Origin of the sequence: Sphingomonas sp. PL-96, assembly GCF_020707215.1 — a bacterium.
GTDB lineage: Bacteria > Pseudomonadota > Alphaproteobacteria > Sphingomonadales > Sphingomonadaceae > Sphingomonas.
Window position 1 is genome coordinate 41,093 of record NZ_JAJFET010000007.1, and the last position, 15,133, is coordinate 56,225.

General features: G+C 68.9%; 11 protein-coding genes. 6 read left to right on the forward strand and 5 right to left on the reverse strand.

What is annotated here, in order from left to right; all coding sequences use genetic code 11:
* The first annotated feature begins 130 nt into the window (after positions 1–130).
* The 3 genes from rpe to purH all read left to right on the forward strand — a co-directional run bounded on the left by rpe (position 131) and on the right by purH (position 4,325).
* Positions 131–793: a ribulose-phosphate 3-epimerase gene (rpe, locus tag LK533_RS13035; RefSeq protein WP_229363475.1), complete on the forward strand. Its 663-nt coding sequence runs from the start codon at positions 131–133 to the stop codon at positions 791–793.
* Positions 790–2,541, forward strand: coding sequence for a heparinase II/III family protein (locus tag LK533_RS13040; protein ID WP_229363476.1), 1,752 nt, complete (start codon positions 790–792; stop codon positions 2,539–2,541). The genes rpe and LK533_RS13040 overlap by 4 nt, the downstream gene beginning before the upstream one ends.
* A 197-nt stretch (positions 2,542–2,738) precedes the next feature.
* The gene (gene purH, locus LK533_RS13045; protein WP_229363477.1) at positions 2,739–4,325 is read left to right on the forward strand and encodes a bifunctional phosphoribosylaminoimidazolecarboxamide formyltransferase/IMP cyclohydrolase; all 1,587 of its coding nucleotides are present in this window, start codon (positions 2,739–2,741) and stop codon (positions 4,323–4,325) included.
* A gap of 239 nt (positions 4,326–4,564) precedes the next feature.
* On the opposite strand, the gene LK533_RS13050 is transcribed toward purH, so the two are convergent.
* The 5 genes from LK533_RS13050 to LK533_RS13070 form a co-directional block, all read right to left on the reverse strand.
* On the reverse strand, positions 4,565–6,097 hold the full coding sequence (locus tag LK533_RS13050; RefSeq protein ID WP_229363478.1) for a lipopolysaccharide biosynthesis protein: 1,533 nt from the start codon (positions 6,095–6,097) through the stop codon (positions 4,565–4,567).
* Positions 6,098–6,255: 158 nt separating this feature from the next.
* Positions 6,256–9,027 (reverse strand): DNA polymerase I, encoded by a 2,772-nt coding sequence (polA, locus tag LK533_RS13055; RefSeq protein ID WP_229363479.1) that lies wholly within the window; start codon positions 9,025–9,027, stop codon positions 6,256–6,258.
* Positions 9,028–9,290: 263 nt separating this feature from the next.
* Positions 9,291–10,334, reverse strand: coding sequence for a serine hydrolase (locus LK533_RS13060; RefSeq protein WP_420705863.1), 1,044 nt, complete (start codon positions 10,332–10,334; stop codon positions 9,291–9,293).
* Positions 10,335–10,573: 239 nt separating this feature from the next.
* Positions 10,574–12,166 (reverse strand): L-aspartate oxidase, encoded by a 1,593-nt coding sequence (gene nadB, locus LK533_RS13065; RefSeq protein WP_229363481.1) that lies wholly within the window; start codon positions 12,164–12,166, stop codon positions 10,574–10,576.
* Complete coding sequence (locus LK533_RS13070) at positions 12,163–13,083, reverse strand: ABC transporter ATP-binding protein (protein WP_229363482.1); 921 nt, start codon at positions 13,081–13,083, stop codon at positions 12,163–12,165. The genes nadB and LK533_RS13070 overlap by 4 nt, the downstream gene beginning before the upstream one ends.
* A 114-nt stretch (positions 13,084–13,197) precedes the next feature.
* Here LK533_RS13070 and LK533_RS13075 point away from each other — a divergent pair, with 114 nt between their 5' ends.
* Genes LK533_RS13075 through LK533_RS13085 form a run of 3 tightly spaced genes read left to right on the forward strand, consistent with a single transcriptional unit; the run spans position 13,198 to position 15,072 of the window.
* The gene (locus LK533_RS13075; protein WP_229363483.1) at positions 13,198–13,425 is read left to right on the forward strand and encodes a zinc-finger domain-containing protein; all 228 of its coding nucleotides are present in this window, start codon (positions 13,198–13,200) and stop codon (positions 13,423–13,425) included.
* 19 nt (positions 13,426–13,444) lie between these two features.
* Positions 13,445–14,869 (forward strand): metalloprotease TldD, encoded by a 1,425-nt coding sequence (gene tldD / locus LK533_RS13080; protein ID WP_229363485.1) that lies wholly within the window; start codon positions 13,445–13,447, stop codon positions 14,867–14,869.
* On the forward strand, positions 14,869–15,072 hold the full coding sequence (locus LK533_RS13085) for a DUF2007 domain-containing protein (RefSeq protein WP_229363486.1): 204 nt from the start codon (positions 14,869–14,871) through the stop codon (positions 15,070–15,072). The genes tldD and LK533_RS13085 overlap by 1 nt, the downstream gene beginning before the upstream one ends.
* The last annotated feature ends 61 nt before the right edge of the window (positions 15,073–15,133 follow it).

A 15,133-nucleotide genomic window follows, 5' to 3' on the forward strand; every position in this document is an offset into this window, starting at 1 on the left:
GCCCCGACCCCCGCCGGGGCACAACGAGTGTGCAGAGGGCCTCCGCCGCGACAGCCCGCCCCCGGAAATCGCCAGCCGCCACCCGCACCCGGTTGCGGGCGGGGGCTGCCATGCTAGAGGTCGCTCGATCATGAGCAGACCCGTCCGCATCGCCCCCTCGATCCTTTCCGCCGACTTCGCCCGCCTGGGCGAGGAGGTGCGCGCGATCGACGCCGCCGGCGCGGACTGGATCCATGTCGATGTGATGGACGGGCATTTCGTGCCCAACCTCACCATCGGGCCGATGGTGGTGAAGGCGCTGCGCCAGCACAGCGCCAAGCCCTTTGACGTCCACCTGATGATCGCGCCCGCCGATCCGCTGCTCCAGCCCTTTGCCGAGGCCGGCGCCGACATCATCTCGGTCCATCCCGAGGCCGGGCCCCACCTCCACCGCTCGCTTCAGGCGATCAAGGCGCTCGGCAAGCGCGCGGGCGTGGTGCTGAACCCCGCCACCCCGGTCGAGATGGTCGACCCGGTGCTCGACCTGGTTGACCTCATCATGGTGATGAGCGTCAATCCGGGCTTTGGCGGACAGAAATTCCTGTCGAGCCAGCTCGCGAAGATCGCGGCACTGCGCCAGCGGATCGATTCCACCGGCCGCGATATCGACCTGGAGGTCGACGGCGGCATCGACCGGGTGACCGCGCCGCTCGCGGTCGAGGCGGGCGCCAATGTGCTGGTCGCCGGCACCGCCACCTTCACCGGGGGGCCTGCCGCCTATGCCGACAACATCCGGGCGCTGAAAGGCGCGTGACCGACCCGCTTCCCGAGGACACCGCGCCCGACGGGATCGAAGCGGGCAAGCGGCTCATCCGCCAGAGCGGTGGCAAGGGGCTGTCGCTGGCGGAGCGGCTGTCCGAACGGCTCGAGCGGCTGACCTGGCGCACTCCGTTCCACGCGCTGCGCCTGCGCGGCAAGCATCCGCTGAAACTGATCGCGGTCGCGGACGACCCGTTTTTCGGCGAAGTCGAGCGCGGCCATGCGCTGCTCGACGGCGTGGTGCTGTTCCGGGGCGAGGCGGTGCCGATCGCCGCGCTGTCGCTGCCGCGCCCAAGCTTTTCCACGCCGTTTGCCGAATATCTCCACAGCTTCGCCTGGCTGCGCGACCTGTCGAGCGTCGCCACCCGCGCCACCGCTGCACCGATTGCCGAAGCCATCATGCGCCAGTGGCTGGCGGCGCATGAAACCAGGGTCTCCGACCCGGCCTGGCGCGCGGACCTGTGGGGCCGGCGCCTGCTGTTCTGGACCGCGCATGCACCGCTGATCCTGTCCAGCACCGACCTCGTCTATCGCTCCAAGGTGCTGCACGCGCTCGCGCGTGGTGCCCGTCACCTCGACAACAGCGCCGCCAAGGTTGCCGCCGGCGTGCCGCGGGTTGCCGCCTGGTGCGGCGTGGTCGCGGCCGGGCTGATGATCCCGGGCGGCGACCCGCGCCGCGTGTTCGGAGAGGCCGGGCTTGCCCGCGCGCTGGGCACGGCGGTGTTCGAGGACGGCGGCACGCTTGGCCGCTCGCCCGCCGACCAGCTCGACCTGATCCAGCTGCTCACCATGTTGCGCGAGACCTATGCCGCGCGGCGCATGGAGGCGCCCGACATGCTCGGCGACACGCTGACGCGGCTGGTGGCGGCGCTGCTGGGCGTCTGCCACTCGGATGGGGGTCTGGGCAGCTGGCAGGGATCGGTGCCGATCCCGGGCGAGCGCATCGAGCAGATCGTCGAGGCGACCGGCGTGCGCACGCGTCCCTTACGCCAGGCGCGCGACTGGGGCTATCAGCGCCTGTCGGCCGGCAAGACGGTGGTGGTGCTCGATGCCGCCCCGCCGCCTGCGAACCGCCAGGCGACCGGCGGCTGCGCCTCCACCCTCGCCTTTGAGCTTTCCGACGCCGGGCAGCGCATCGTCGTCAACTGCGGCGGCGCCAATGGTGCGCTGCTGACGTTGCCGCCCGGCCTCGCCCCGGCGCTGCGCACCACTGCTGCACATTCCACGCTGGTGCTGGGCGACTCCAACTCGACCGCGATCCATGCCGATGGCGCGCTGGGCCGTGGTGTCGGCGAAGTCGAGCTCAGCCGCCAGGAAACCGACGAACTCAGCCGCATCGAGGCGAGCCACGACGGCTATGTCCGCCGCCTGGGGCTCATCCATCGCCGCTGCATCACTTTGTCCACCGACGGCCGCGACCTGGTGGGCGAGGATACGCTGCTCGCCGCGTCCGCGCGCGGCGGCAGCGGCGGCAAGCACGGCGACGTGGGCTTTGCCATCCGCTTCCACCTGGGGCTCGGCGTTGAGGTCGCGCCGACCGCCGATGGCCTCGCCGCCTTTCTCCGCCTGCCCGACGGGCGTGCGGTCTGGCAGTTCCGCTGCCGCGGCGCTGCGCTCGCCGTCGAGGACAGCCTGTGGATCGACGGCGAGGGGCAGCCGCACGGCACCCGCCAGCTGGTGCTGACCGGCGTGGCCCAGCCCGGCGGTGTTGGTGTCGGCTGGCGATTCCACCGGGCGCGGTAGGCGGGCGGCCTCCCCCAACCCCCTCTCTGGTGAGTAGCGGCTGAGGTTGTCGAAGTCTCGTATCGAAGCACTCCGAGCCGTCCTTCGATACGCCGTTTCGCCTCCGCTCAACGGCTACTCAGGACAAACGGTCGGGTGAGCGGATCAGGAGCCCATCCCCCTTGCCTCCCCGGCGAATCGGGGCAAAGGAGCCGGCCATGAACGTCACCGTCACGCGCGCGCTGCTCTCGGTCTCCGACAAGAGCGGCATCCTCGACCTCGCCCGGGCGCTCGACCGCCATGGGGTGGAACTGGTCTCCACCGGCGGCACCGCCAAGGCGATCCGCGAGGCGGGGCTTCCCGTCCGCGACATCTCCGACCTGACGGGCTTCCCGGAGATGATGGATGGCCGGGTGAAGACGCTGCACCCGGTGGTGCACGGCGGCCTGCTCGCGGTCCGCGACAATCCCGAGCATGTCGCCTCGATGACCGAGCACGGCATCGGCCCGATCGACCTGGTGGTGGTGAACCTCTATCCCTTCGCGCAGACGGTGGCCAAGGGCGCCGACCGCGACGAGATCATCGAGAACATCGACATCGGCGGCCCCTCGATGGTGCGCTCCGCCGCCAAGAACCATTCCCACGTCGCGATCGTCACCGATCCTGCCGACTATGCAGCACTGGTCGAGGAACTCGACGCCAACGCCGGCGCCACCAGCCTCGACACCCGCCGCCGCTTCGCCGCCAAGGCCTATGCCGCCACCGCCGCTTATGACTCGGCGATCGCGGGCTGGTTCGCCAGCGTCGATCAGGGCGAGACCCTGCCCCAGACGCTGCCGCTCGCCTTCACCCGCGCCGACACGCTGCGCTATGGCGAGAACCCGCACCAGACCGCGGCGCTCTACCTGCCCAACACCGGCGCCACCCGCGGCATTGCCCAGGGCCAGCAGCTCCAGGGCAAGGAGTTGAGCTACAACAACTACAACGACGCCGACGCTGCGCTCGAACTCGTCTCCGAGTTCCGCGACGGCCCGCCGACCGTCGTCATCGTCAAGCACGCCAACCCCTGCGGCGTCGCCACCGGTGAAACGCTGCTGGAGGCCTATCAGGCGGCCCTCGCCTGCGACAGCGTCTCGGCGTTCGGCGGCATCATCGCGCTCAACCGCCCGCTCGACGGCGAGACCGCCCGCGCGATCAGCGGCATCTTTACCGAAGTGGTGTGCGCACCCGACGCGGACGAGGAAGCGCGCGCTGTCTTCGCCGCCAAGAAGAACCTGCGCCTGATCGTGACGGGCGAGCTGCCCGATCCGGCGCGCGGCGGCCTTGCGATCAAGTCGATCGCCGGCGGCCTGCTGGTCCAGTCGCGCGACAACGGCTTGCTGGCGGCCGAGGAACTGAAGGTCGTCACCAAGCGCGCACCGACCGAGCAGGAACTCGCCGACTGCCGCTTCGCCTGGACGGTCGCCAAGCACGTCAAGTCGAACGCCATCGTCTATGCCAAGGACGGCAGCACCGCCGGCGTCGGCGCCGGGCAGATGAACCGCCTGGAGTCCGCCCGCATCGCCGCGTGGAAGGCCAAGGACGCTGCCGACAAGGCCGGTTGGGCCGAGCCGCGCACGATCGGCTCCGCCGTCGCATCCGACGCCTTCTTCCCATTTGCCGACGGCCTGCTTGCTGCGGTCGAAGCCGGCGCCACGGCGGTGATCCAGCCGGGCGGCTCGATCCGCGACGCAGAAGTGATCGCGGCGGCCGACGAAGCAGGGCTGGCGATGGTCTTCACCGGCATGCGCCATTTCCGCCACTGAGACGGCGCACCACCAGCACGCGAAAAGGGGCGCCCGCGGGCGCCCCTTTTTTTGTGTCCGCCGCCAGCAGGAACGCGGATCGCGCCGGAGCCGGGTGACCTCCAGTGGAGCCGTTCGTGCTGAGTAGGGGCTGAGCCTGGCGAAGACCCGTATCGAAGCACCGCCGGCAGTCCCTCAGTACGCCATTCGAGTGCGCCTGATGGCACGGACGGACGGGTGTACCCGCCGTCGCCGCCCCCCTAGCTCTTGTGCTTCTCGGTCGGGATGGTCGCCGTTATGGGCGCCTTGTGGAACAGCGCGCGGTCGGCGGGGCCGAACGCCCAGCGCCACAGCACAAAACCATAGGCGAGCAGGATCGCTGGGATGCCGAACAGCATTTCCGCCCATTCCAGCCGCGGCGGCAGCAGCATGATCACCGAGCCCACGGCCGAACCCGCCGCGATCGCGACCACGAACGGCCGGCGGATCTCCGCCACCCGATGGTCCAGAATCCGGGCCAGCAGCCGCGACTTCAGCCAGGAACTGCAGGTGACCGAGATGGTGAGCGCCACCGCCGGTCCCGCCGCCTGCCATGGCTGCGGAAAGCCCAGCCAGCGCATCAGCAACACCAGCGCAAAGCTCAGCACCACCTGGAAGGCGAGCAGGCCGATCGACAACATCAGGTTGCGATGGCGCGCGACATAGACGAGCGCAGCCTCCGACACGGCGCCGGTCGAGGCGAGCACTTCGGCGACCAGCAGGAACGACAGTGCGCCCGCACCGCTCACGAACTGCGGCCCGACGATGCCCATCACGCCTTCCGCCGGGATCGATCCCGCCAGCGCCAGCGCCGCCTGCGCCGCCATGATCCAGAAGCCGACCTGCAGCACCTGGCGCGCGACCGCCGCCTTGTCGCCCTCTGCCAGGCTCTTGGTGATGACCGGGCCGAGCACCGGGTCGAAGCTGGTCTTGAGCTTCTGCGGCAGTGAGGAGACCTGCTGCGCCATGTAGTAGACGCCGACGATCGCGGGCGGGAACAGCACGCCCAGGATGAAGCGATCGACGTTGCGCGATCCCCATTCCACCGCATCGGCACCGGCGAGCGGGATGTTCTGCTTGGCGAGCGCCAGCATCGGCCGCAGGTGCGGCGTCCAGCCGCGCGGCAGGCCATAGCTGCGCAGGAACGGCACCAGCGACGCGACCAGCGCCGCCGCCATCGACAGCACGTAGGACAGGATCAGCCCGTCGCGGGTCGAGACATAGGACAGCGCCCAGGCGGCGATCGAGATCGTCCAGGGTTCCACCACCGCGCGCGCCGTGACCGCCGCCTTCACGTTCAGCCGGTAGGCGAGTGCCGCCAGGCTGACGTCCGACCAGGCGATCGCGAACACGATCAGCGGCAGCAGCCGTTCGAACCCGATGATCTGGCTGTTGGGATACATGATCTGCGGGAAGACGAAGAGCACCGCACTGGCGACCATCGACACGACGAATGCGACCACCATCGCATCCCATACGACATGGACGTGCGGCCGGTCGGTCGAGGACAGTGCCTGCGCCAGCCCGCGCTTCAGCCCCAGTGTCGCGAGCAGCGCCGCAAGTTCGACCACCAGCACCGCAAGCGCGAACCGGCCTACGGTGTCCGGCCCATAGACCCGACCGGCGATGAACAGGAACGGCAGGCGCGCGAGCAGCCGCAGGACAAAGCCGAACACATTGGTGCGGCCCCCCTTGGCAAGCGCGGCGATGTCACCATCGGAAGAAGAAGTCGTCGGTCCGTCTGCGCGGTTCATGCGCGCCCCATAAGCAAGGGGAGCGCAACGCATAAGCCCTTGATGCAGAAAGACACCGCGCTGCGGCTTTCAGGTGACGGTCCCGGCGAAGTCCTGTGTTCCCGCGCACCCGGGAACACAGGATCCTACAGAACCGGAACGGCGATCCCAAAGGCGCCTTAGTGCGCGGCGCCCCAGCTCGGGCCAACGCCGATCTCCACAGCCAGCGGCACCGTCAACGTAACCGCTGGCTCGGCCGCAGTCGCCATCACCCGCTCGATCACCGCGCGCGCCGCCTCGGCATCGGCTTCGGGCAGCTCGAATACCAGTTCGTCGTGCACCTGCATCAGCATGCGTACATGCCCCAGCCCCGCCTCCGCCAGCGCGGGCTCCATGCGGATCATGGCGCGCTTGATGATGTCGGCGCTGGTGCCCTGGATCGGTGCGTTGATCGCCGCGCGTTCCGAGCCCGCACGCTCGGCCTGGTTCTTGGACTTGATGCGCGGGAAGTGCGTCTTGCGGCCGAACAGCGTCGTCGTGAAGCCGCGCTCCTTCACGCCCTCCAGCGTTTCCGCGATGTAGCGGTTGATGCCGGGAAAACGATCGAAATAGCGGTCGATCATGCCCTGCGCCTCGTCCGCCGACACGTCGAGCCGACCCGCCAGGCCCCAGCGCGAGATGCCGTAGAGGATCGCGAAGTTGATCGTCTTGGCGCGCGCGCGGGTGTCGCGGTTGACCTCGCCGAACAGCTCGGTGGCAGTCAGCGAGTGGATGTCGTCGCCGCGCGCGAACGCCTCGCGCAGCTGCGGCACGTCGGCGATATGCGCGGCGAGCCGCAACTCGATCTGCGAATAGTCTGCCGCCAGGATGACGTTGCCCGGTTCCGCCACGAACGCGTCGCGGATCTGGCGGCCCGTCTCGGTGCGGATCGGGATGTTCTGCAAGTTGGGATCGGTCGACGACAATCGCCCCGTCTGCGCACCCGTCAGCGAGTAGCTGGTGTGGACGCGGCCGGTCGCCGGGTTGATCTGCGCCTGCAGCGCGTCGGTATAGGTGTTCTTGAGCTTGGTCAGCTGGCGCCACTCCAGCACCTTGCCCGCGATCTCGGCACCCTGGGGCTGGTCCTTGTCGGCCGCCAGCCGCTCCATCTCGTTGACGTCGGTCGAGTAGACGCCCGACTTGCCCTTGCGCCCGCCCTTCAGGCCAAGACGATCAAACAGCACGTCGCCCAGCTGCTTGGGGCTGCCGATGGTGAACGGGCCGCCGGCGAGCGCGTGGATCTCCGTCTCCAGCCCCGCGATCTGCCCGGAGAATTCCTCCGACAGCTTCGCGAGTGCGCCCGCATCGACCTTGACCCCGCGGCACTCCATGTCGGCGAGCACCTGCACCAGCGGCCGGTCGACCATTTCGTACACGCGCGTCGCGGACTCATAGGGCAGCCGCGGCTTGAACCGCCGCCACAGCCGGAGCGTCACGTCCGCGTCCTCCGCGGCGTAGCGGGTGGCGGACTTGAGGTCGATCTCGTGGAAGCCACGCTGGTTCTTCCCCGTGCCGACGACCTCCTTGTAGGCGATGCAGCTGTGCGACAGATGCGTCGCCGCCAACTCGTCCATGCCATGGCCGTGGCGCCCAGCATCGAGGTCGAAGCTCATGACGATCGTGTCGTCATAGGGCGCGACGCGGATGCCGCCCTCGCCACAGCGCGCGAGCACGATCATGTCGTACTTCAGGTTGTGGCCGATCTTGAGGACGGTCGGGTCCTCCAGCAGCGGCTTGAGCTTGGCGAGCGCCACCGCGCGGTCGAGCTGCTCGGGCACCTCGGCCAGCAGATCCTGCCCGCCATGGCCGAGCGGAATGTAGCAGGCGAGGTTCGGGTGCAGCGCCAGGCTGATGCCGACCAGCTCCGCGCGGGTCGCGTCGAGGCCCGTCGTCTCGGTATCCACCGCGACCCAGCCCTGGTGCCGCGCACGCTCGATCCAATGGTCAAGCGCTGCCTCGTCCACCACCGTTTCATAGCCGTCGTGGTTGCATGGCGCGTCGGCATCGTCGTCGACAGGCGCGACCGGCGCCTCGGCGGGCGGATCGGCGACTGCCGACAGCCGGTTGAGCAGCGTGCGGAACCCGTGATGCTCCAGGAACGCGCGCAGCGGCGCATCGGGGATGCCCTGCAGTTCCAGTCCATCGAGCGGCTCAGGCAGCGGCACGTCGCAGGCGAGCGTCACCAGCTTGCGCGACATGCGCGCAGCCTCGGCATGCTCGACCAGATTGTCGCGCATCTTCGACTTCTTCATCGAACCGGTAGCGGCGAGCACCGCTTCGACATCGCCATATTCGGTGATCAGCTCGGCCGCGCGCTTCGGACCGATACCGGGGACGCCGGGCACATTGTCGACGCTGTCGCCCATCAGCGCCAGCACCTCGCCGAGCTGCGTGGGCGGCACGCCGAACTTCTCGACCACGTGGCTGGAGTCCAGCCGGCGGTTGTTCATGGTGTCGAGCATGTCGAGGCTGCCGTCCTCGATCAGCTGCATCAGGTCCTTGTCGGAACTGACGATCGTCACCTGCCACCCTTGCGCCAGCGCCGCCTTGGCATAGCTGGCGATCAGGTCGTCGGCTTCCCAGCCCTCCTCCTCGATGCACGGCAGCGAAAAGGCGCGGGTGGCATCGCGGATCATCGGGAACTGCGGCTTCAGGTCCTCCGGCGGCGGCGGACGATGGGCCTTGTACTGGTCGTACATCGCGTTGCGGAAAGTGCTCGACGACTTGTCGAGGATCACCGCCATGTGCGTCGGGCCCTCCGCCTTGTGGAGCTCGTCGGCCAGCTTCCACAACATGGTGGTGTAGCCATAGACGGCGCCCACCGGCTCGCCATGCTTGTTGGTGAGCGGCGGCAGCCGGTGATAGGCGCGGAAGATGTAGCCGGAGCCGTCGACGAGGTAGAGATGGGGCATGGCCGCGGAGATAGCAGCGCGGCGGGCTGGTTACGAGGGGTGCGGGTGCTGTCGGCGCAACGCCTCGCCGTCATGCTGACGCGTCCGACAGCTCGGAGTGAGCGGCGCCTTCCCTCCCGTTCGTGCTGAGTCGGGGCTGAGCGAAGTCGAAGACCCGTATCGAAGCACCTGTGGCGGTCCTCCGATACGCCGCTTCGACTTTGCTCAATGGCTACTCAGGACGAACGGGGCGGCTTGAGGAATGGGTCAGGAAGGCGCCGCCCTCAGCCGTGCTCCGCCACCAGCGCGTGGACGACCTGCTGGATCAGCGCCTGGCGGTCGCGCATCGGGGCACGCGTGTCGCCGATCATCACCGCCACCGCATAGCTGCGCCCATCCGGCGCGGTCAGCACGCCGACGTCGTTGAAGCCGGCGTTGCGCGACAGGAGATCCTGGCCGGTGCCGGTCTTGTGCGCCAGCGTCCAGCCGGGCGGCAGCGCGGCGTGCAGCCGCGCACGTCCGGTCCGCGACGCCGCCATCGTGTCGAGGAGGTGGCGGGTGGACGCCGGCGACAGCAGCCGCCCCTGCTTCAGCCGCGCCAGCGCATCGGCAATCGCCGCAGCCCCTGCGCCGTCCGGCGGGTTCGCGACATAGGCTTCAAAGGCAGCCTGACGCACGCTCTGCGGCAAGGCGTTGCGGGCCTGGTTGAAGCCGCCCGCCTGCGCATATTCCTGCCGCCACGTCAGCCCCGCGGTGCCGCTCTGCAGCAGCCGTTCGCCCGGGCCGAAGCGAATGTTCGCAATGCCGTGCCGCGCCAGGAACGCCCGCACCGCATTCGGCCCGCCGACATAGGTCAGCAGCCGGTCGTTGGCGGTATTGTCGCTCATGGTCAGGGCGCGACGCATCAATTCGCCGACCGTCGTGTGATAGCCGTCGCCCTTCACCAGCGCGGCGATCGGCTGGTGGAACAGCGTCAGATCCTCCGCCCGGACCACCACCGGATCCTCAAGCGTAAGCCGGCCCTGGTCGAGCAGGTCGAGCGCCGTCATCGACACCCACAGCTTGCTCACGCTCTGCTGCGGCATCGGGCGGGCGCCGTTGTAGGTGACGGCCCAGCCCTGATCGACGCTGGTGATGGCAGCGGCCGCGGTGCCGTTGAAGTTGGCGAGCAGCGTGGTGATCGTGCGGTTCAGTTCGGCCGGCGCCTGCGGCAGCGGCGGCGGAGGTGGCGGAACCGGCACGGCGACCCGATAGCTGGGACCGGCGGCTGGGGGCGGCAGCATCGCTGCAGTCTGCTGGCTCGCCTCATGGACCGCGCAGCCCATCATCACGAACGGCGCCGACGCGAGCAGGATCAGGACCCGTTGGGTAGCGGTGAATTGCTGACCGGACGTCACGATGTTCTGGGCCCCTCGCACCGTGCGACCATGGTGTGCCGGGATGCACCCCGGCAAGCATCGCCATCTGCCGCTTGCGGTGAACGCCGGGATTGGCGCGCCGAACGGTGGGGACGCGCGAAACCAGCCCGAATTCCAAGGGCTTCCGTCCCTTACATCCGTTCAGAGACTCAGGGCACCAGCACCGTATCGGTCGCGTCCGGCAGGGTCTCGGGATAGTCGAGCGTATAGTGCAGCCCGCGGCTTTCCTTGCGATGCAGCGCCGATCGCACGATCAGCTCGGCCGATTGAAGCAGGTTGCGAAGCTCGACCAGGTCCGGGGTCACCCGGAAGTGGCCGTAATAGTCGTTCACTTCCTCGGTCAGCATCGCGATGCGGTGCTGCGCGCGCTCCAGCCGCTTGGTGGTTCGCACGATGCCAACGTAATTCCACATGAACCGGCGAATCTCGGTCCAGTTCTGCTTGATGACCACTTCCTCGTCCGAATCGGCGACGCGGCTCTCGTCCCACGGCCGGATCGGCGGCGGCGGTGCGAGCTCGTCCCAATGCGCGGCGATGTGCCGGGCCGCTGCCTCTCCGAACACGAAACATTCGAGCAGCGAGTTGGAGGCGAGGCGGTTCGCGCCGTGCAGCCCGGATTCGGTGCACTCGCCCGCGGCATAGAGGCCCGGCAGGTCGGTGCATCCGTCGAGGTCCACGACGATCCCGCCGCAGGTATAATGCTGCGCGGGCACCACCGGGATGGGCTCGCGCGTCATGTCGATGCCAAGCCCCAGCAGCTTGTCGTGGATGTTGGGGAAATGCCCGCGCACGAACTCCGGGGCCATGTGGCTGATGTCGAGGTGGACATAGTCGAGGCCGAAACGCTTGATCTCCGCATCGATCGCGCGCGCCACCACGTCCCGCGGTGCAAGCTCGGCACGCGGATCGATGTCGGGCATGAAGCGGTGGCCGGTGCGCGGGTTGCACAATCGCCCGCCCTCGCCGCGCACGGCCTCCGTGATCAGGAAGTTCTTGACCTCCAGATTATAGAGGCAGGTCGGGTGGAACTGCATCATCTCCATGTTGGAGACGCGGCACCCCGCCCGCCACGCCATGGCGATGCCGTCGCCGGTCGCCCCGCCCGGTGCGGTGGAGAACAGATAGGTGCGCCCCGCCCCGCCGGTGGCAAGGATCGTCGCGCGGGCGGTGAACAGCGCTACCCGCCCGGTATTGCGGTCGAGCGCATAGGCGCCCCACACCCGGCCGGCGCCCGAGTAGCGCATCTCGTGGCGGCTGGTGGCAAGGTCGACCGCGACCATGTCGGGGACCAGCGTGATGTTGGGATGCGCCTGGGCGGCGGCGATCAGCGCCTCCTGCACAGCGCGGCCGGTGGCGTCGTCGACATGGACGATGCGTCGATGCGAATGCCCGCCCTCGCGCGTCAGGTGCCAGCGCTCGTCGCCGTCGCCGTCGTTGAACGGCACGCCGAGCTCCGCCAGCCGTTCGATCGCCGCCGGGGCATTCTCGACCACGAACTCGACGGTGGCGCGGTCGTTGAGGCCGGCACCGGCCACCATCGTGTCCTCGATGTGGTTCTCGAAGGTGTCGCCCGGCTCCAGCACCGCGGCGATGCCGCCCTGCGCCCAGGCGGTCGATCCCTCGTCCAGCCGCCCCTTGGCCAGCACCGTCACCCGGAACCGCTGCGCCAGGTTGAGCGCCGCGGTCAGCCCTGCCGCCCCTGATCCGACGATCAGGACGTCGCTGCTACGGGGATCGCTCACCCGTGGGCGCGCGTCAGGTTGAGGAACACGTCCTCCAGATCGGCCTCCTTGGTGGAGACGTCGACGATGCCATAGCCGTCGCGCGTCACCGCCGCGAGCACCTCGCCCGCGTTGGCGATGTCCTTTCGATAGGTGATCGCCAGCACGCGGTCGGACTTGCGCTCCACCTTGCTGAAGCAGCTCGCCTCCGGTGGGGTGAGGATGTCGCGGTCGACCGTCACCTCGACCTGCTTTTCCTGCGCCATGCCGACCAGCGCGCGAGTAGGCTCGTTGGCGATCAGCCGGCCGTGATTGATGATCGCGATGCGATCGCACAGCTCCTCGGCCTCCTCGAGATAATGGGTGGTCAGCACCACCGTCACCCCGGCGTCGTTCAACTGGCGGACATAAGCCCACAGCTGCTGGCGCAGTTCGATGTCCACGCCCGCCGTCGGCTCGTCGAGCACCAGCACCGGTGGGGTGTGGACCATCGCCTTTGCAACCATCAGCCGCCGCTTCATGCCGCCCGAGAGGCTCCGGGCATAGGCGTCGGCCTTGTCCTCCAGATGCACTGCACGCAGCAGTTCCATGGTCCGGCGCCGGGCCTTGGGGATGCCGTAGAGGCCCGCCTGGTTCTCCAGCGTTTCCGACGGCGTGAAAAAGGGATCGAAGGTGATCTCCTGGTTCACGATGCCGATCGACGCCTTGGCATTGCGCGGGTGCTGGTCGATGTCGAAGCCCCAGATCTCGGCCGTCCCGCTGGTCTTGCGCACCAGCCCGGCCAGCGTGTTGATCAGCGTCGACTTGCCCGCACCATTGGGACCCAACAGTCCGAAGATCTCCCCGCGTGGCACGTCGAACGTGACACCGTCGAGCGCGCGCTTGCCCCCCGCATAGGTCTTGCAGAGGTCTCGGATGCTGATGGCGGCCTGAGTCATGGCCATGCGGATAGGCGTAGCCGCATCGATCGCCAATCCCTGGCGTGCGAAACCCTCTCGGTCGGCTGACCTGCAGCATTGTCGAGCGCCGAGCGCCTTGCTACGGGTTTGCCCATGATTCCGCCGTCTGAACTCATCCGCGTCACCACTCCCCGCGTCGCCTGCGACGGTGCCGGGGAGATCGCCCCCGCGCTCGGCCATCCGCGCGTGTGGCTGCAGATCGACGAGCATGGCTATGTCGACTGCGGCTATTGCGACCGCCGCTTCGTGCTGATCGGCGGCCCCGCCGACGGCGTCGACCCAGCGACGCTGCGCGACATCCCGTCTGGCGCCAGCGTCTGACGCGCCTATATCGGAGGGCATGACAGCCTCCGATCCCCGCGCCTTCCTCTACCGCGACGGCTTCGACCCCGCCGCTGCCCCCCGCCTCGCCGCGCGCACGCTCGCGCAGGCCGACGACGGAGAGCTCTACCTGCAATATCGCCGGTCCGAGGCATTCGGCTTCGATGACGGGCGGCTGAAGACGGCGAGCTACGACACCGCCTCGGGCTTCGGCCTGCGCGGCGTGTCGGGCGAAACCACCGCCTTCGCCCACGCGAACGAGATCAGCGAAGCCGCGATCCTGCGCGCGGGCGAGACCATGGCGCTGATCGACCCGGCCAAGGGTGCCAAGGCGCCGCCGCCGCGCGGCAATAACCGCCACCTCTATACCGCCGCCGACCCGCTCGACCTGGTGCCATTCGCCGACAAGGTGAACCTCTGCCAGACGATCGACGCCGCCGCCCGCGCACGCGATCCCCGGGTCGTGCAGGCAAGCGTGAGCTTGAGCGGCTCGTGGAGCGTGGTCGAGATCGTCCGCCCGGACGGCTTCGTCGCCACCGACGTGCGTCCGCTGGTGCGATTGAACGTCTCGCTGGTGGTCGAACAGAACGGCCGGCGCGAAACGGGCAGCTTCGGCATCGGCGGCCGTTACCTTTACGACGACCTGTTCCTGCCCGAGACCTGGAACCGGGCGATCGACACCGCGCTCGCGCAGGCTCTGGTGAACCTGGATGCCGTCGATGCGCCGGCCGGCGAGATGACGGTGCTGCTCGGACCGGGCTGGCCCGGCGTGCTGCTGCACGAGGCGATCGGCCACGGCCTGGAAGGCGACTTCAATCGCAAGGGTACCAGCGCCTTTTCGGGTCGCATCGGCGAGCGCGTCGCGGCACCCGGCGTGACGGTGGTCGACGACGGCTCGATCGCCGATCGTCGCGGATCGCTGTCGATCGACGACGAGGGCACGCCGACCCAGGAGAACATCCTGATCGAGGACGGCATCCTCAAGGGCTATATCCACGATCGCCTGAACGCCCGGCTAATGGGCGTGGCGCCGACCGGCAACGGCCGGCGCGAGAGCTTCGCCCACGCCCCCATGCCCCGCATGACCAACACGTTCATGCGCGGCGGCAACGATGATCCCTCGGAACTGCTGTCGCGGGTGAAGAAGGGCATCTTCGCCAAGTCGTTCGGCGGCGGCCAGGTCGACATCGTCTCGGGCAAGTTCGTCTTCTCCTGCACCGAGGCGTACCGCATCGAGAACGGCAAGCTCGGCGCGCCGATCAAGGGCGCGACGCTGATCGGCGACGGCCCGACCGTGCTCACCAAGGTGACCGGCATCGGCAACGACTTCGCGCTCGACGAGGGCGTCGGCATGTGCGGCAAGGGTGGGCAGAGCGTGCCCGCCGGCGTCGGTCAGCCGACCCTGCTGGTTGAGGGGCTCACCGTCGGCGGCACGGCCGCCTGATGGCCCTCGCCGAAGTCGGCCGCTTCGCCCGCATCGAGGCGCAGATCCTGGTCGGCCGGCTGGAGAGCGAGGGCATCCCGGCGGTCGCCTTCGACGGCGAGGCGAGCATCGCCGACGGCAGCTGGCTGCTGATCCCCACGCGCGTGATGGTGGACGAGGACGACCTCGCCGCCGCCCGCGCCATCGCCGAATGCCCGGAATGATGCGCGCAGCTGCCTGATTTTTGGGCAGCTGCCTAAAGCTAGGTCGCCATGCGCATCCGCA